The organism is Klebsiella sp. DY2415 (assembly GCF_026314315.1).
Taxonomy (GTDB): Bacteria; Pseudomonadota; Gammaproteobacteria; order Enterobacterales; family Enterobacteriaceae; genus Klebsiella; species Klebsiella ornithinolytica.
Genome location: NZ_CP111115.1, coordinates 4,685,783 through 4,703,792, shown reverse-complemented (window position 1 = coordinate 4,703,792; position 18,010 = coordinate 4,685,783). Strand labels below are relative to the sequence as shown.

The 18,010-nt window shown below is 58.7% G+C and carries 12 protein-coding genes; 2 read left to right on the top strand and 10 right to left on the bottom strand.

The window, feature by feature from the left end; genetic code table 11:
* Positions 1-33: 33 nt before the first annotated feature.
* The 6 genes from rluA to araB all read right to left on the bottom strand — a co-directional run bounded on the left by rluA (position 34) and on the right by araB (position 10,340).
* On the bottom strand, positions 34-693 hold the full coding sequence (rluA, locus tag OQV00_RS22305) for a bifunctional tRNA pseudouridine(32) synthase/23S rRNA pseudouridine(746) synthase RluA (RefSeq protein WP_004857802.1): 660 nt from the start codon (positions 691-693) through the stop codon (positions 34-36).
* Between the two features lie 12 nt (positions 694-705).
* Positions 706-3,612, bottom strand: coding sequence for an RNA polymerase-associated protein RapA (gene rapA, locus OQV00_RS22300; RefSeq protein ID WP_065905812.1), 2,907 nt, complete (start codon positions 3,610-3,612; stop codon positions 706-708).
* 188 nt (positions 3,613-3,800) lie between these two features.
* Positions 3,801-6,158, bottom strand: a complete 2,358-nt coding sequence (polB, locus tag OQV00_RS22295) for a DNA polymerase II (protein ID WP_032716559.1) — start codon at positions 6,156-6,158, stop codon at positions 3,801-3,803.
* A gap of 164 nt (positions 6,159-6,322) precedes the next feature.
* Positions 6,323-7,018 carry an L-ribulose-5-phosphate 4-epimerase gene (gene araD / locus OQV00_RS22290; protein WP_015585171.1) on the bottom strand — a complete coding sequence of 232 codons (696 nt, stop codon included), beginning with the start codon at positions 7,016-7,018 and terminating at the stop codon, positions 6,323-6,325.
* Positions 7,019-7,117: 99 nt separating this feature from the next.
* Positions 7,118-8,620 carry an L-arabinose isomerase gene (gene araA, locus OQV00_RS22285; RefSeq protein ID WP_004857809.1) on the bottom strand — a complete coding sequence of 501 codons (1,503 nt, stop codon included), beginning with the start codon at positions 8,618-8,620 and terminating at the stop codon, positions 7,118-7,120.
* Between the two features lie 10 nt (positions 8,621-8,630).
* A complete protein-coding gene (gene araB / locus OQV00_RS22280; protein WP_004857811.1) occupies positions 8,631-10,340 on the bottom strand; it encodes a ribulokinase in 1,710 nt (569 codons plus the stop codon).
* 337 nt (positions 10,341-10,677) lie between these two features.
* Here araB and araC point away from each other — a divergent pair, with 337 nt between their 5' ends.
* Both araC and OQV00_RS22270 read left to right on the top strand, forming a co-directional pair.
* Positions 10,678-11,523, top strand: a complete 846-nt coding sequence (gene araC / locus OQV00_RS22275; RefSeq protein WP_004857813.1) for an arabinose operon transcriptional regulator AraC — start codon at positions 10,678-10,680, stop codon at positions 11,521-11,523.
* Positions 11,524-11,776: 253 nt separating this feature from the next.
* On the top strand, positions 11,777-12,541 hold the full coding sequence (locus OQV00_RS22270) for a DedA family protein (protein ID WP_015585169.1): 765 nt from the start codon (positions 11,777-11,779) through the stop codon (positions 12,539-12,541).
* On the opposite strand, the gene thiQ is transcribed toward OQV00_RS22270, so the two are convergent.
* From thiQ to sgrR, 4 genes are all read right to left on the bottom strand, one after another.
* Positions 12,528-13,229 carry a thiamine ABC transporter ATP-binding protein ThiQ gene (thiQ, locus tag OQV00_RS22265; RefSeq protein WP_004857817.1) on the bottom strand — a complete coding sequence of 234 codons (702 nt, stop codon included), beginning with the start codon at positions 13,227-13,229 and terminating at the stop codon, positions 12,528-12,530. The two genes, OQV00_RS22270 and thiQ, sit on opposite strands and share 14 nt — an antisense overlap.
* Complete coding sequence (gene thiP, locus OQV00_RS22260) at positions 13,213-14,823, bottom strand: thiamine/thiamine pyrophosphate ABC transporter permease ThiP (RefSeq protein WP_004857818.1); 1,611 nt, start codon at positions 14,821-14,823, stop codon at positions 13,213-13,215. Before thiP ends, thiQ begins: the two co-directional genes overlap by 17 nt.
* On the bottom strand, positions 14,799-15,782 hold the full coding sequence (gene thiB / locus OQV00_RS22255) for a thiamine ABC transporter substrate binding subunit (RefSeq protein ID WP_015585168.1): 984 nt from the start codon (positions 15,780-15,782) through the stop codon (positions 14,799-14,801). Before thiB ends, thiP begins: the two co-directional genes overlap by 25 nt.
* Before the next feature lie 562 nt (positions 15,783-16,344).
* Positions 16,345-18,000 (bottom strand): HTH-type transcriptional regulator SgrR, encoded by a 1,656-nt coding sequence (gene sgrR, locus OQV00_RS22250; protein WP_015585167.1) that lies wholly within the window; start codon positions 17,998-18,000, stop codon positions 16,345-16,347.
* Positions 18,001-18,010 lie beyond the last annotated feature (10 nt).

The window sequence follows — 18,010 nt, the reverse complement described above, 5'->3', positions numbered from 1 at the left end:
TTACGGGTTATGCTGTGCCGGGAATACCGGCATTCAGAAATCGACAGGCGCGCGAAAGGTCATCGCGTTGCCGAAGGCCGGATGGGTAATGGTCAGCGTTTCGGCGTGCAGCAGCAGCCGCGGCGCCATCGCCAGCGCCTCTGGCGTCGCATAAAAGCGATCGCCAAGAATCGGATGACCCAGCGCCAGCATATGCACGCGCAGCTGATGTGAACGTCCGGTAATCGGCTTCAGGCGCACGCGGGCGCTGTTATCATCCGCGTACTCCAGCACTTCATACTCAGTTTGCGCCGCTTTGCCCGTTTCGTAACACACCTTCTGCTTTGGCCGGTTCGGCCAGTCGCAGATCAGCGGTAAATCTACCAGCCCTTCCGCTTTTTCCGGATGTCCCCACACGCGGGCGACGTACTGCTTCTTCGGCTCACGCTCGCGAAACTGACGCTTCAGCTCGCGTTCCGCCGCTTTGGTCAGCGCCACCACAATCACGCCGCTGGTAGCCATGTCGAGGCGGTGCACCGACTCAGCCTGCGGGAAGTCGCGCTGTACGCGCGTCATCACGCTGTCTTTATGCTCCTCCAGTCTCCCCGGGACGGACAACAAGCCGCTCGGCTTGTTGACCACCATGATGTGCTCATCCTGATAGAGGATAACCAGCCAGGGATCCTGTGGCGGATTGTAGTTTTCCATCGCCATATTCGCGTTCCGTTACTGGTGGGTGACCACGATTAAGCGCAGCGCGTCGAGACGCCAGCCTGCCTGCGCCAGCGCGTCCATCACTTGCTGACGGTTGCTCTCGATAGCGGAAAGCTCGTCGTCACGGATGTTCGGGTTAACCGCTTTTAATGCTTCCAGACGAGAGAGTTCCGCCGACAGCTTGTCGTTAGCTTCATCACGGGCCGCGTCGATCAGCGCCTGAGCGGCTTTGGCAACCTGCGCCTCACCGAGCTGGAGGATCGCATGCACGTCCTGCTGCACCGCGTTGACCAGTTTGCTGCCGGTATGGCGGTTGACGGCGCTCAGCTGGCGGTTGAAGCTTTCAAACTCCACCTGACCGGCGAGGTTATTGCCGTTTTTATCCAGCAGCATGCGCACCGGCGTCGCCGGCAGGAAGCGGTTAAGCTGCAGCTGCTTCGGCGCCTGCGCTTCCACCACGTAAATCAGCTCCAGCAGCAGCGTACCGACTGGCAGCGCTTTGTTCTTCAGCAGGGAGAGGGTGCTGCTGCCGGTATCGCCGGAGAGGATAAGATCCAGACCGTTGATAATCAGCGGATGCTCCCAGGTGACGAACTGAGCGTCTTCGCGGGACAGCGCGACATCACGTTCAAAGGTGATGGTGCAGCCGTCTTCCGGCAGGCCCGGGAAGTCCGGAACCAGCATATGATCGGACGGCGTGAGCACGATCAGGTTTTCACCGCGATCGTCCTGATTGATGCCGACAATATCGAACAGGTTCATGGCAAAGGCGATCAGGTTGGTATCGTCATCCTGCTCTTCAATGCTTTCGGCCAGCTTCTGCGCCTGTTCGCCGCCGTTGGAGTGAATCTCCAGCAGGCGATCGCGACCCTGTTCCAGCTGCGCTTTCAGCGCATCGTGCTGCTGACGGCAGGCTTTGATCAGCTCATCGAAGCCTTCGGTGGTTTCCGGGGCGGCAAGATAATTAATCAGTTCGTTATGCACGCTGTCATACACGGTGCGTCCGGTCGGGCAGGTATGTTCAAACGCATCAAGCCCTTCGTGGTACCAGCGAACCAGCACGGACTGCGCGGTTCTTTCCAGATACGGAACGTGGATCTGGATATCGTGCGCCTGACCGATACGGTCGAGACGGCCAATACGCTGCTCCAGCAGATCCGGGTTGAACGGCAGATCGAACATTACCAGGTTGCTGGCAAACTGGAAGTTACGGCCTTCGGAGCCAATTTCAGAACACAGCAGCACCTGGGCGCCGGTGTCTTCTTCGGCGAACCATGCGGCGGCACGGTCGCGCTCAATGATGGACATACCTTCATGGAAGACCGCGGCGCGGATCCCTTCGCGCTCGCGCAGAACCTGCTCCAGCTGAAGGGCGGTGGCCGCTTTTGCACAGATCACCAGCACTTTCTGCGAACGGTGGCTGGTGAGATAGCCCATCAGCCACTCGACGCGCGGGTCGAAGTTCCACCATGTACCGGTATCGCCTTCAAATTCCTGATAAATCTGTTCCGGGTAGAGCATATCGCGCGCGCGCTCTTCTGCGGTTTTACGCGCACCCATAATGCCGGAGACTTTAATCGCCGTCTGATATTGGGTGGGCAGCGGCAGACGAATGGTGTGCAGCTCGCGTTTCGGGAAGCCTTTAACGCCGTTACGGGTATTACGGAACAGCACGCGGCTGGTGCCGTGGCGATCCATCAGCATTGAGACCAGCTCCTGGCGGGCGGCCTGGGCGTCGTCGCGATCGCTGTTAGCGGCCTGCAGCAGCGGTTCGATATCCTGTTCGCCGATCAGATCGCCGAGGGTGTTCAGCTCGGTATCGCTCAGCTTGTTGCCGGCCAGCAGCAGCGCGACGGCATCGGCCACCGGACGATAATTCTGTTGTTCTTCAACGAACTGCTCGAAGTCGTGGAAGCGGTTGGGATCCAGCAGGCGCAGACGGGCGAAGTGGCTTTCCATGCCCAGCTGTTCCGGCGTAGCGGTCAGCAGCAGCACGCCCGGCACACGTTCTGCCAGCTGCTCGATTGCCTGATATTCGCGGCTCGGCGCCTCTTCGCTCCACACCAGGTGGTGCGCTTCATCGACGATCATCAGATCCCATTCGGCGTCGCACAGATGTTCCAGACGCTGTTTGCTGCGGCGCACGAAATCCAGCGAGCAGATCACCAGCTGTTCGGTCTCGAACGGGTTGTAGGCATCGTGCTGGGCTTCGGCATAACGCTCATCGTCAAACAGCGAGAAGCGCAGGTTGAAGCGGCGCAGCATCTCGACCAGCCACTGATGCTGCAGGGTTTCCGGAACGATGATCAGCACGCGTTCGGCGGCGCCAGCAAGCAGCTGCTGATGCAGAATCATCCCGGCTTCGATGGTTTTACCCAGACCGACTTCATCGGCCAGCAGAACGCGCGGCGCGTGGCGGCGGCCGACGTCATGGGCGATATGCAGCTGGTGGGGAATCAGGCTGGTGCGCTGTCCGCGCAGGCCGCTCCACGGCATCCGGTACTGCTCGCTCTGGTATTTGCGGGCGCGGTAGCGCAGCGCAAAACGGTCCATTCTGTCGATCTGGCCGGCGAACAGGCGGTCCTGCGGTTTGCTGAACACCAGTTTGCTGTCGAGCAGCACTTCGCGCAGCGTGACGTTGGCTTCTTCGGTATCAAGACGGGTACCGGTGTAGGCCAGCAGGCCGTTTTCTTCATTAACTTCGTCAACCTGGAGCTGCCAGCCTTCGTGGCTGGTGATGGTATCACCCGGGTTAAACATCACGCGGGTGATCGGGGAATCATTGCGTGCGTACAGACGGTTTTCGCCGATGGCGGGGAAAAGCAGGGTCACCATGCGCGCATCCAGCGCAACTACCGTCCCTAATCCCAGTTCGCTCTCTGTGTCGCTAATCCAGCGTTGACCAAGTGTAAAAGGCATATATGTTCAGCTCTTGTGTTCTTAAATTGCAGGCAATAGTTAATCTTCTCCAGGCAAGCCAGAGAGAGATCAAGATTGGGTCCAGGAATGGAAAGGGCGCTATATTACTGGATGGCAGCTCGTTCGTCACGTCCTCCTCGTCCTTCAATTTGCAGATATGTTGGCTGGAAATTGCAATGGCGAGGAAATCAAAATAGCCCCAGTTGCCCTGTTACTATTGTAGCAAAATCATCGTCGACAAAGGGAAGTATTCCTTCCGCGACCGGCTGAAGTTGCTTTGACAAATAGTGCTCATAATCGAGCGGCGACAGTTGATAATCCACCGGTTCCGGGCCGCTGGTGGTCCAGACATACTGGATGCTGCCGCGCTGCTGGTACTGCTGCGGCCTGCCCAGCCTGACGTTTTGCTCATCGGCCAGCCGTGCGGCGCGGACGTGCGGCGGCACGTTGCGCTGGTATTCGGCCAGCGGGCGGCGCAGGCGCTTACGGTAGATCAAGCGATCGTCGAGCTCACCGCTCATCAGCTTAGCAATGGTTTCCAGAATATAGTCGCGATAGGGCTGGTGGCGGAAAATGCGCAGATACAGCTCCTGCTGGAACTGCTGGGCCAGCGGCGTCCAGTCGGTGCGCACCGTCTCCAGTCCTTTGAAGACCATCCGCTGCGCCTCTCCCTCCTGAATCATCCCGGCGTAGCGTTTTTTGCTGCCGGTGTCGGCTCCGCGAATGGTCGGCATTAAAAAGCGGCTGAAGTGGGTTTCAAACTCCAGCTCGAGGGTGCTGGTGAGCTGGTCTTTACTCAGCTCAGCGGCCCACCAGTCGTTGACGAAAGCGACCAGCGAGCGCCCGATTTGCGTCGCCTCTTCTTCGCAATGAGGTCGCTTAAGCCAGACGAAGGTAGAGTCGGTATCGCCGTAGATAACGTCATAGCCCTGCGACTCAATCAGCGCTTTGGTCTGGCGCATAATCGCATGCCCGCGCATGGTGATAGAAGAGGCCAGACGGGGATCGAAAAAACGACAGGCGCTGGTGCCGAGCACGCCATAGAAGGCGTTCATGATAATCTTCAGCGCCTGAGACAGGGGTTTGTTCTTGTGCCGTTTGGCATCATCGCGGCCGTGCCAGATTTGGCCGACAATCCCCGGCAAACAGTGGTTCTGACGCGAGAAACGGGCGCCGAGAAAACCCTCGGTGCTGTGCGCATTGTCCGGCTGCGCCATCCCTTCGATAAGCCCGACCGGGTCGATCAAAAAAGTGCGGATAATCGAAGGGTAAAGGCTTTTATAATCCAGAACCAGCACCGAATCATAGAGACCGGGGCGCGAGTCCATGACGTAACCGCCGGGACTGGCCTGCGGCGGCACTTCGCCCAGGTTAGGGGCGACGTAACCCAGCCGGTGCATGCGTGGAAAATAGAGATGGCTGAAGGCGGCGACGGAACCACCGTGGCGGTCGGCGGGCAGACCGTTGACCGTGGCTCGTTCGAGCAGAAACGGCATGATCTCCGTTTTATGGAAGATACGCGTGACCAGCTCGCAGTCCTGCAGATTATAGGTCGCCAGCGCCGGTTTATCTTCGTTGAAACGGCGGTCGATTTCGTCCATCCGATCCCAGGGATTATCAATCGCTTTCCCCTCGCCGAGCAGCTCACGCGCCACCGCTTCAAGGGAAAAAGAGGAGAAGTTCCAGAAGGCGGATTTCAGCGCCTCGATACCGTCAATAATCAGCCGGCCGTTGGCCTGGGCAAAGAAGACGCCCTGCTTAAACCCGTGCTCGCGCCACTCCAGTTCCGTATTCCCACGGCCGAGCATCAGCGGAATGCGATAGCGTTCGGCATGCTTTTGCAGGACCCGCAGGTCGAACTGGATAACGTTCCAGCCGATCAGGACATCCGGATCGTGCAAGGCAAACCAGGCATTGAGTTTTTCCAGTAGCTGCGGACGGCTGGAGACGTACTCCAGCTGGAAATCGACGGCGGGAGAGGTCGCCGGTTGCGGCCCAAGCATGTAGACCACCCGCTGCCCGCAGCCTTCCAGCCCGATGCAGTACAGCTCACCGTGGCGGCTGGTTTCAATATCCAGCGACACCCACTTCAGCGGCGGCCGGTAGTGCGGGTTGGGCTTCATGCGGGCGTTGATCAGCCGCCCGCCGCGCGCGTCACCTTCGACCCAAACCGGAGCGGTAATGAAGCGCTCCATCAGATAGCGCTCCGGTGGGCGGATATCGGCTTCGTAAACGGTGATGCCGTTTTCACGCAGCTTCTTTTCCAGGCGCATCAGCTGGCGATGAGCGCGACAATAGAGGCCAAAGACCGGCTGGCGATGAAAGTCTTTTAAGGTGAGCGGAGCGAGACGCAGGCCGTTTTCGCCCTGCAACAGACGTTCGACCTGGGCGCGCTGTGCTTCAGGAATGAAGGCGACCGATTCCTGCGGCGGCAGGGTGATCTCAAGCGGGCCGTCGTCGGTGGCAAGCCAGAAGGACAGCTCGGTGCCTTGCGGGGTATCCCGCCAGTGACGGGTCAGGAGGAAACCTTCTCGTGGCTGGGTCACGCCGTGCTCTCATCAAATAAAACCAGGCCTGATTATAGCCTGGTTCAATCAATGATGCTGGGGTTTTATACAGGTATGGGCTTGTCGTGCCGACGCCGCTATCCGGGCCGGCGGTTCGCTAACGGCTGTCGACGAATCGCCCGGCGACGGGGAAAGCCGCGGCGCTACTGCCCGTAGTAGGCTTTTGCCCCGTGTTTGCGCAGGTAGTGCTTGTCCAGCAGCGTTTGCTGCATCGCGGGCAGCTGCGGCGCTAGCTGGCGGCAGAAAATCCCCATATAGGCGATCTCTTCCAGCACGATTGCATTATGTACCGCATCTTCGGCGTTTTTCCCCCAGGCGAACGGGCCGTGCGAATGCACCAGCACGCCGGGCATTTGCGCCGGATCGATACCCTGTTCGCGGAACGTTTCGACGATAACGCGCCCGGTTTCCCACTCATATTCGCCGTTGATTTCCTCATCGGTCATCAGGCGGGTGCAGGGCACCGGGCCATAGAAATAATCGGCATGGGTGGTACCGGTCGCCGGAATAGCTTGCCCGGCCTGCGCCCAGATGGTGGCGTGGCGCGAATGGGTATGGACAATCCCGCCCAATGACGGGAAGGCCTGGTAGAGCAGGCGATGGGTTGCTGTATCCGAAGAGGGTTTCTTTTTCCCTTCGACCACTTCGCCGCTTTCAAGACTCACCACCACCATATCGTCGGCGCCCATTGCGCTGTAGTCGACGCCCGACGGCTTAATCACCAGCACACCGCGTTCGCGATCGACGGCGCTGACGTTGCCCCAGGTGAGGGTGACGAGATTGTTTTTCGGCAGGGCCAGGTTAGCTTCTAGCACCTGCTGCTTTAATGCTTCGAGCATTGGGTTCTCCTTGCCGGCGGCGCTTCGTTGACCTGGCCTACAAAACCGCAGTGTGTAGGCCGGGCAAACCACGTGTCGCCGGGCAATTGGCTGCCGTGGTTAACGTTTTGAAGCGTAATAGACTTCGTTCCAGCGCAGCGCGTCTTTAAAGGACGGCAGACGGGTTTCGTTATCGATTACCGCCAGTTCGATATCCTGTAGCTCGGCAAATTGACGCATATCATCGAGCGTCAGCGCGTGGCTGAAGACGGTGTGGTGTGCGCCGCCGGCGATGATCCAGGCTTCAGACGCGGTGCACAGATCCGGCTGGGCTTTCCACAATGCATTGGCAACCGGCAGCTTCGGCAGATCGTGCGGCGTTGGGACTGTTTCCACGGTGTTAACCAGCAGGCGGAAACGATCGCCAAGATCGATCAGGCTGGCGACGAGGGCCGGACCGGTCTGCGTATTGAAGATCAGGCGGGCCGGATCGGCTTTACCGCCGATGCCCAACGGCTGAACGTCGAGGATCGGTTTGTCTGCCGTGGCGATGGTCGGGCAGACTTCCAGCATATGCGAGCCCAGAACCAGATCGTCTCCGTTATCGAAGTGGTAGGTGTAGTCCTCCATAAAGGAGGTGCCGCCCTGCAGACCGGTTGACATCACCTTCATGATGCGAAGCAGGGCGGCGGTTTTCCAGTCGCCTTCGCCGGCAAAGCCATAGCCCTGCTGCATCAGACGCTGTACGGCGAGGCCCGGGAGCTGCTTCAGGCCGTGCAAATCTTCAAAGGTAGTGGTGAAAGCATGGAAGCCGCCCTGCTCAAGGAAACGTTTCATCCCCAGCTCAATGCGCGCGGCGTCGAGCACATTCTGCCGCTTATCACCGTGGATCTGCGCCGCCGGGGTCAGGCGATAGCTGCTTTCATACTCATCAACCAGCGCGCTGATATCCCCCTCGCTGATGCTGTTGACCACCTGAACCAGATCGCCCACCGCCCAGGTATTGACCGAAAAGCCGAATTTGATCTGGGCGGCAACTTTATCGCCATCGGTGACCGCGACTTCACGCATGTTGTCGCCGAAACGGCAGACTTTCAGATGACGGGTATCCTGCTTAGAAACCGCCTGGCGCATCCAGGAGCCGATGCGCTGATGGGCGCTCTGATCCTGCCAGTGGCCGGTAACCACGCTGTGCTGCTGGCGCATGCGCGCGCCGATAAAGCCGAACTCGCGGCCGCCGTGCGCGGTCTGATTCAGGTTCATAAAGTCCATATCGATGCTGTCCCACGGCAGCGACGCGTTGTATTGCGTGTGGAACTGCAGCAGCGGCTTATTGAGGATAGTCAGGCCGTTAATCCACATTTTGGCCGGAGAGAAGGTATGCAGCCACACCATCATGCCGGCACATTTATCATCATAGTTAGCGTCGCGGCAGATATGGGTAATCTCATCCGGCGTGGTGCCCAGCGGCTTTAACACCAGCTTGCACGGCAGCTTTGCTTCCGCATTCAGGCTGTTCACCACATGTTCGGCATGCTTCGTGACCTGACGCAGCGCTTCCGGGCCATACAGATGCTGGCTGCCAATCACGAACCATACTTCGTAGTTATCAAAAATCGTCATTTTCGTGTCCTTAATGGGTGAGAGCTGCCTGAGAAAGCGGGGCTTTTTCCGCCTTCGCAGCCGAAGGGAGATACTGTTGTTCTGCGCTGACCGACCACTGCTGGTAGCGCTGATAAAGTTGTTCAAAGCGTTGAGCCTGGGCAGGACGCGGCTGCAGGGTGCTTTCGACCTCACTTGCCATGCTGCGCTGGGCGGTGGGGATATCCTGATGCACGCCAGCGGCGACGGCGGCGAAGATCGCCGCGCCGAGCGCGCAGCACTGATCGGAGGCGACGATTTGCAGCGGCCGGTTCAGCACGTCACAGCAGGCCTGCATAATGACCGGGTTTTTACGGGCAATACCGCCCAGGGCCATCACGTTGTTGACCGGGATTCCCTGGTCGGTGAAGCACTCCATAATGGCGCGCGCGCCGAAGGCGGTGGCCGCCACCAGGCCGCCAAAGAGCGCCGGCGCATCGGTGGCGAGATTCAGATCGGTAATGACCCCCTTCAGTCGCTGGTTGGCATTGGGGGTGCGACGGCCGTTAAACCAGTCCAGAACCACCGGCAGATGTTCCAGCGACGGATTTTTGGCCCAGGCTTCGGTCAGCGATGGCAGCAGCTGTTTTTGCTGGGCAGCAATCTGCGTTTTCAGCTCCGGATGCTGCTGCGCCAGCTGTTCCAGCGGCCAGCCGAGAATACGGCCAAACCAGGCGTAAATATCGCCGAAGGCAGATTGTCCGGCCTCCATACCAATAAAGTCAGGGACCACGCTGCCATCGACCTGGCCGCAGATCCCCTTGACCGTGCGATTGCCCACGCTCTGTTTATCGGCGATCAGAATGTCGCAGGTGGAGGTGCCAATGACTTTGACCAGGGCGTTAGGCTGCGCGCCGGCGCCGACTGCACCCATATGGCAGTCGAAGGCGCCGCCGGACAGAATGACGGTTTCCGGCAGGCCCAGGCGCTGCGCCCATTCGGCACAGAGCGTGCCGACAGGGACATCGGCGGTCCAGGTGTCGCTAAACAGCGGCCAGCTCAGGTGCCGGTTGATAATCGGATCGAGCTCATCGAAGAAGCTGGCCGGCGGCAGTCCGCCCCAGCTTTCGTGCCACAATGATTTATGCCCGGCGCTGCAGCGTCCGCGACGAATATCCTGCGGGCGGGTGGTGCCGGAAAGCAGGGCGGGCACCCAGTCGCACAGCTCAATCCACGAAGCGGCTGCCTCGGCGACGGCGCTGTCCTGACGGGTGACGTGGAGTATTTTGGCCCAGAACCACTCGCTGGAGTAGATGCCGCCAATGTAGCGGGAGTAGTCCTCTTTGCCCGGCTGATGGCACAGGCGAGTAATGGCTTCCGCCTCTTCGACCGCCGTGTGGTCCTTCCACAGCACGAACATGGCATTGGGGTTATCGGCAAACTCTTCGCGCAGCGCCAGCACGTTGCCGTCGGCATCGATCGGCGCCGGCGTTGAGCCGGTGCTATCGACGCCGATGCCCACCACCCCGGCGCGCTGTTCGGGGCTTAACAATGCCAACACACTTTTCAGCGCGGCTTCCATCGATTCAATGTAGTCGCGCGGATGGTGGCGAAACCGGTTATTCGGGCCATCGCAAAACAGCCCCTCCTGCCAGCGCGGATACCACTCTACGCTGGTGGCCAGCTCCTCGCCGGTGGCGCATTCCACTGCCAGTGCGCGTACGGAATCACTACCAAAATCGAGGCCAATCGCAATTGCCATGCTGTTACTCCATGCAGAAAACCATTCATGGTGAAACAGTAGATATTCACGCCAAAAACCGTCAGGCCGTATTCGCTAATCTTATGGACTATGTTGCTATTGCATCGCAAAGTGTGACGCCGTGCAAATATTCAATGTGGACATTTCTGCCGTATTTATAGACACTTCTGTTATGCGGAAAAAGTGCTTTAATTGTGCGCTGTCATCGATTTTTGCTGTGACGAGGCGGGTTTTGATCGAAATTTCAACCGGCGTCCCAGTACGGCGAGCTGCGTTAGCAGTACAATGTTGAATATGGACAATTGGTTTCCATAATATATCCAGGAGAGCTGAGCCTATGGCTGAAACACAAAACGATCCGCTGCTGCCGGGCTACTCGTTTAATGCCCATCTGGTGACGGGGCTGACGCCGATTGATGCCGATGGCTATCTGGATTTCTTTATTGATCGTCCGCTCGGTATGAAGGGATATATTCTGAACCTGACGGTGCGCGGTGAAGGGGTGATTAACAATCACGATGAGCAGTTTATCTGCCGGCCGGGAGATATTTTGCTTTTTCCGCCGGGAGAAATTCATCACTATGGCCGCCATCCCGATGCCCGTGAATGGTATCACCAGTGGGTCTACTTCCGGCCGCGCGCCTACTGGCATGAATGGCTGAACTGGCCGACGATCTTCGCCCAGACCGGCTTTTTCCGTCCTGATGAGCAGTGGCAGGCGCGTTTTTGCGAGCTGTTTGGGCAGATCGTTGAGGCTGGTCAGGGGGCCGGACGCTATTCGGAGCTGCTGGCGATCAATTTGCTCGAGCAGCTGCTGTTACGGCGCATGGAGGCGATTAATGAGTCTCTGCATCCGCCGCTGGACAATCGCGTGCGCGATGCCTGCCAGTACATCAGCGATCACCTCGCGGATAGCCATTTCGATATCGCCAGCGTCGCCCAGCATGTCTGTCTGTCTCCTTCGCGCCTGTCCCATCTGTTCCGCCAGCAGCTGGGTATCAGCGTGCTGGGGTGGCGGGAAGACCAGCGCATCAGCCAGGCGAAGCTGCTGCTCAGTACCACGCGTATGCCCATCGCCACGGTAGGGCGCAACGTCGGGTTCGAAGACCAGCTCTACTTTTCGCGGGTATTTAAGAAATGCACCGGCGCCAGCCCCAGTGAATTCCGTGCGGGGTGTGAATAAAACGTAAAGAAAATGAAATGTTGCGCCGGATAATTGTCACAACCAGTAAACTAAACCCTAAATAATTCGAGTTGCAGGAAGGCGGCAACGCAGGGAATCCCCAGGAGCTTACTCAAGTAAGTGACTGGGGTGAGCGAGGAAAGCCAACGCTCATGCAACTTGAAGTATGACGGGTTTATTCTGACAATTGATGACTTGACGAAGGCGCGACGGCTCCGGAGAATCCGTGCTTCGTTTTGATACCGGGCACATTATGCAAGCATTGCTGGAACATTTTATCACCCAGTCTACGGTCTATTCCCTGATAGCCGTGATGCTGGTCGCCTTCCTTGAATCACTGGCGCTGGTGGGGCTGATATTACCGGGAACGGTGATGATGGCCGGGCTGGGGGCGCTGATTGGCAGCGGAGACGTGAATTTCTGGCAGGCGTGGCTGGCGGGGATTATCGGGTGTTTACTCGGCGACTGGATCTCTTTCTGGCTCGGCTGGCGGTTTAAAAAACCGCTCCATCGCTGGTCTTTTATGAAGAAAAACAAGGCGCTGTTGGATAAAACCGAGCATGCGCTGCATCAGCACAGCATGATCACGATTCTTATCGGCCGCTTTGTTGGTCCGACGCGGCCGCTGGTGCCGATGGTCGCCGGCATGCTCGATCTCCCGGTGGCGAAGTTTATTCTGCCCAATATTATTGGTTGCCTGCTGTGGCCGCCGCTGTACTTCTTGCCAGGTATTCTGGCCGGCGCGGCGATTGATATCCCCACCAATGAGCACAGCGCCAGCTTCAAGTGGCTGCTGCTGGCTGCCGCGCTGCTGGTTTGGCTGGCGGGCTGGCTGTGCTGGCGCTTGTGGCGCAGCGCAAAAATGCGCGATCGCCTGACGCGACTCTTACCCCGCGCGCGTCTGCTGTGGCTGACGCCGGTGACGGTGGTGCTGGCCGGCGCAGCGCTAACCCTGGTGATTCGCCATCCTCTGATGCCCGTCTATCTCGATATTCTGCACAAGGTTATCGCGCGCTAATGCCTAACAGGTGAGAGGCGCTGCTGTTGCCGCTGAGCAACGTTTCGGTCGCGCCGTCCCAGGCGATCCGCCCGTCGGCCACCACCAGCGAGCGCGGCGCGATACGGGCGGCATCTTCCACGCTATGAGACACCATCAGCAGCGTCAGATGTTGACGCTGGCAGACATCGTTCACCAGCGTCAGCATCTCCTGGCGCAGTGCGGGGTCGAGTGCGGAAAAAGGTTCGTCCAGCAGCAGGACCGGCTGTTCCCGGACCAGACAGCGCGCCAGCGCCACGCGTTGGCGCTGGCCGCCTGAGAGCTCGCCCGGCAATCTGTCCAGCAGTGAATCGATGCTCATTTGCCCGGCTATCGTCTGCAGGCTGGCGGTCTGCGTCGGGTTAAGCTTCAGCCCCGGATGCATCCCGAGCGCGATATTCTGGCGGACGGTAAGATGATGAAAGAGATTGTTTTCCTGAAACAGCATTGATACCGGGCGCCGGGCCGGCGGCGTCGTGGTATGCGGCTGGCCGTTAATCAAAATCGTGCCGCTCACCGGCGGCAGAAAGCCGGCGATCAGATTGAGCAGCGTGCTTTTGCCCGCGCCGCTCGGGCCGAGCACGGCGAGGCGTTCACCCTGCTCGACGGAGAGCGTGAAGCGCATCGGCAGATGCTGGTAAAGCCAGGTCACATCATTCAGTTTTAACATCACGTCCCGGAAGTTTCTCAATCACGGTAAAGAGTAAAAAGCACAGCAGCAGTAGCAGCAGGGCAGTGACGGCACCGTCCTGGCTACGATAAGAGCCTATTTGCTGGTACAGATAGAACGGCAGCGTACGGAATTGTTCATTACCGAACAGCGCGACGGCGCCGAAATCGCCGATGGACAGGACGCAGGCAAACGCCAGCGCCTGGGCCAGCGGACGCTTTAATGCGCGCAGCTCCACGACCCTCAGGCGGGTAAAACCGCTCATGCCCAAAGAGTGGCAGAGCATACCGTAGCGTACGGCAATATCGCGCATCGGGTTTTCCAGCACCTTCAGGGCATAGGGGATAGCCATCAGCGCGTTGGTGAAGATCACAATACCGTCGGCGGAAGCCGGCAGTCCAATACTGTTATTGAGCAGTAAAAAGAAGCCGGTCGCCAGCACGATTCCCGGCATCGCCAGAATCAGCATACCGCTGAGTTCCAGCGTCTGGCCCGCCAGCAGTCGGTTGCGAAGGCGCAGTTCACGGCTGCTCCACAGCAGCATCATCGTTAACATCACGCTGAGCAGACCGGCGGAAAGCGCGATGCGTAACGAAGTGCAGAATGCCTGCCACAGCGCGGGCTGCGCCAGGACGCTGAGCAGATTGTTATTCAGACCGTCGACCACCACCGCCAGCAGCGGAGGCAGCAGTAACAGTAGCGTGAAAACGATCAGTGCGGTATCGCTCAGGCGGCTGTGCAGGCGATCGTCCGGATCGCGCCAGCCGTGAACTTGCGTGGTGCCGATAGCAACGGCCTTGCTCAGACGCTGGGCGAGGAGCACCAGCCCGAGGCAGCAGACCATCTGGATCAGCGCCAGCATCGCCGCACGGGCCGGGTCATAATCAAAGTTCAGCGCCTGGTAGATCGCCAGCTCAATCGTTGTGGCCCGTGGGCCGCCGCCCAGCGACAGCACGGTGGCAAAGCTGGCGAAGCAGAGCATAAAGATCAGTGCCGCAACCGGGGGAATTTGCCGCCGTAGCCAGGGCCACTCCACCAGACGGAAAAAAGGGTAGCCGCGCATGCCCAGCTGGGCAGCGATCTGCCGCTGCTCTCCGGGGATATTCTCCAGCGCCTGCAGCAGCAGCCGGGTTGCCATCGGCATATTGAAAAAAACGTGCGCCAACAGAATGCCTTGCAGTCCATACGGCGAGAAATCCCACTGCCAGCCGATGGCGTTAAACAGTGTCGCCAGCCAGCCCTGACGGCCATAGACGCTGAGAATGCCAAAGACGGCCACTAATACCGGCAGAATCAGCGTCATGGCGCACAGGCGCAGCAGCAGCGTACGCCCCGGGAAGCGGCGACGATACAGCGCGCGGGCGAGAAAAATCGCCGGTACAACGGAGAAGAGCGCGGAGAGAAACGCTTGCCAGAAAGAGAAACGGATAACGTGCCACAGATAGCTGTCGCTGAAAACCGAGCGCCACGCCGCCTCCGGCGCACTGCTCCAGAGCGCCAGGAATGCGGCCAGTGCGACGGCGACCAGCAGCGCGGCGGCCGTCAGACCCGGCGCCAGCCAGCCGATATTTAGCGGCTGACGGCGCGTTGCCATGCATTAATCCAGTTTTGACGTTCTGCGGCGACCTGCTGCGGAGTATATTCCAGCGTGGTTTGAGGTTTCGGCAACGTCTCAAAGCCCGCGGGAAGCGCAACCTGGGTGACCGGATACATCCAGTTGCCGGTCGGGATGGCATTCTGGAAGGCGGGAGACACCATAAACTTGAGGAATTTCTCCGCCAGCTCCGGTTGTTTGCTGGCGGCGGTACGCGCGGCGACTTCAACCTGCAAATAGTGGCCTTCGGCGAAACTGGCGGCCGCGTACTGGTCTTTTTTCTCTTCAATGATGTGGTAGGCCGGCGATGTGGTGTAGCTGAGAACCAGATCGCTTTCCCCTTTCAGGAACAGACCGTAAGCCTCGCTCCAGCCTTTGGTGACGGTGACGGTTTTCGCCGCCAGTTTTTGCCAGGCTTCCGGCGACTTCTCGCCATACACTTTTTGCATCCACAGCAGCAGCCCCAGGCCCGGGGTACTGGTGCGGGGATCTTCGTAGATCACGCGCCATTTTTGATCGCTTTCCACCAGTTCTTTCAGGCTTTTCGGCGGATTTTTCAGCTTGTTTTTGTCGTAGACAAAGGCGAAATAGCCGTAATCAAACGGCACAAACGTGTCGTTATCCCAGCCGCCCGGTACCGTGACTGCGCTGGCCGGTACCTGGCTTTTGGCGAACAATTTGCTCTGCGTAGCCGCTTCCAGCAGGTTGTTGTCCAGCCCGAGCACCACATCGGCTTTGCTATTCTTGCCTTCCATCCGCAGACGATTAAGCAGCGAAACGCCATCTTCCAGCGCCACGAACTTCAGTTCACAGTTGCAGTCGGCTTCAAAGGCTTTTTTCACGACCGGTCCAGGACCCCAGTCTGCCGAAAAGGAGTCATAGGTGTAGACGGTGAGTACAGGTTTAGCAAACGCGGGAACGGCGACCAGCGCCAGCAGCGGGAGTAATTTTTTCAACACTTTGCACCTCATAAACAAGGGGGGGCAAAGGATTTTGAGTAGGCCTCAAATCCCTTCGCCGGCGTTATCCGGATCAGGTTCGACGGGTATTTTCTCAGCCAATACACTTCATCCTTCGCGCTGCCTCTGCGTTAGCATCGCGTGTTCACCCCGGTCACATAGTTATCTATGCTCCCGGGGATTCACCCGCTTGCCGCCTTGATGCAACCCGAATGATTTTGTGTATACACGCTTCATCCTTCGCGCTGCCTCTGCGTTAGCATCGCGTGTTCACCCCGGTCACATAGTTATCTATGCTCCTGGGGATTCACCCGCTTGCCGCCTTGATGCAACCCGAATGATTTTGTGTATACACGCTTCATCCTTCGCGCTGCCTCTGCGTTAGCATCGCGTGTTCACCCCGGTCACATAGTTATCTATGCTCCTGGGGATTCACCCGCTTGCCGCCTTGATGCAACCCGAATGATTTTGTGTACGTATATCAGCACCCCGTTGAGAACGGCGATAGTGTAATGATTTTGTGAACTGACGGAAAGCGCTTCAGCGCCTGCCGGGAGTGCTATCAGGGATCCGGCGGCGCGAACCATGCGGATTTGAAATCAAACCAGCCGAGCGTATTCATTCTTACGCCGCGCATACTGCGCTGCCCCTGGATCATCAGCCAGTGGTGGATCAGCGGCACGATGGTTTGATTGGCCAGCAGCTGCTGGCTCCAGGTGGCCGGGTTTAGCTCGCCTGCGTGCCAGCGACGGGCATCCTGCTCCCAGTCGACAGGAATACAATGCCGTATCAGCGGGACCTCATACAGCAAGGCAAACAGAGAAAAATCAATCGGCAGGGTAAAGTTGGCGCTGTTCAACCAGACATCGCTGACCACCTCGCCGCGGTGCCACTCTTCGTAGTCCAGCTCCTGAATCTCCAGCTTGACCTGATGCTCCGCCAGCAGTGTTGCCATGATCCCGCCCATCACGCGGTGTTCGACGTGATCCCGGTAGTAGGTGAGGGTGACAGACTCCAGTCCCGGCGGTTTTTCACAGGCATGACTGCGGGCGTGGTGCCAGCGGGGCAGCAGACCGTAGGCCGGGAACCAGTTGCCCTGATACTGTTCACCGGCGTGATAAAGCAGATTGGCGGGCTGTAACAGATAGCTGAGCCACTGACGAACGGCGAGGTTGCTGCCGAGGGGGCTGCGGGCATCAAACAGCAGATAGTAGCACCCTTCTTCCAGCCGGCTCTCAACCGCTTTCTCACTTTGCGTGGTCCCCTGTAGCGTCAGGCCGCCGTTGGGCTCTTCGCTAATCTCTGGCAGGACCCAGACGTTAACTTCATCAATTAACGCCCGGTAGCCGAAATAATCGTCAAAAGCATGGATCTTCAGCTGGTTTTGATTGTTGCGAACCACCGCATAAGGCCCGGTACCTACCGGCATTGCAGAGAAATTCTCCATCGACTGCCATTCACGCGGCAATACGACAGCCGACACCTGGCCGAGCAGCCACGGTAGCCAGCGATCGGGTTGCGTCAGATGTACATCCAGCGTCCAGGCGGTGGGGGAGGCAATACGTTCAATATGTGAGTAGAGCGGCAGACTGTTGCTGCGCTGCAACGAAGCAATGACATCCTCCATCTCCAGCTCTCTCCCGTGGTGAAAATGAATGCCGGGGCGGAGAAAAAAGCGCCAGTGGGTGGGCGAAAGCTGCTGCCAGTGGTGCGCAATGTCGGCTTCCAGTTCCCCGTTTTCCTCATTTACCCGCGTTAATGCGCTGAAGATCTGCCTGGCGATATGATTTTCCGAGCGGCGCAGCGCGCTGCCGGGGAGCAGGTTTTTCATCGGTCGGTAGTAGAGTACGCGCAGAATATGCCGCCCCTGACGGAAGCTGCGGCCCAGATGCGAGACCAGCATCTGACGCACCGCGGCCTTGTCGCCCACCAGCTGGACCAGCTGATCGATACGATCCTGTTCCAGCAGATCCTCGGCCCGCTGCTGCTGCAGCGCCAGGCCGGTATAGAGGAAAGCCAGCTTTGAACGCTTGCCGCGCCCGGCCTCCGCTTCCCAGGTTAACCAGCCGCGTTCTTCCATCATATTCAGCAACGTACGCATATGGCGGCGCGAGCAGCAGAGCATTTCCGCCAGTTCGTTAAGGGTTGTCTCCTGCGATTTACCTTCGCAGCACTGCCATAAGCGGATGAACTGTTGTTGCAGACGAGCAGAAGACATAAAAGGGGAA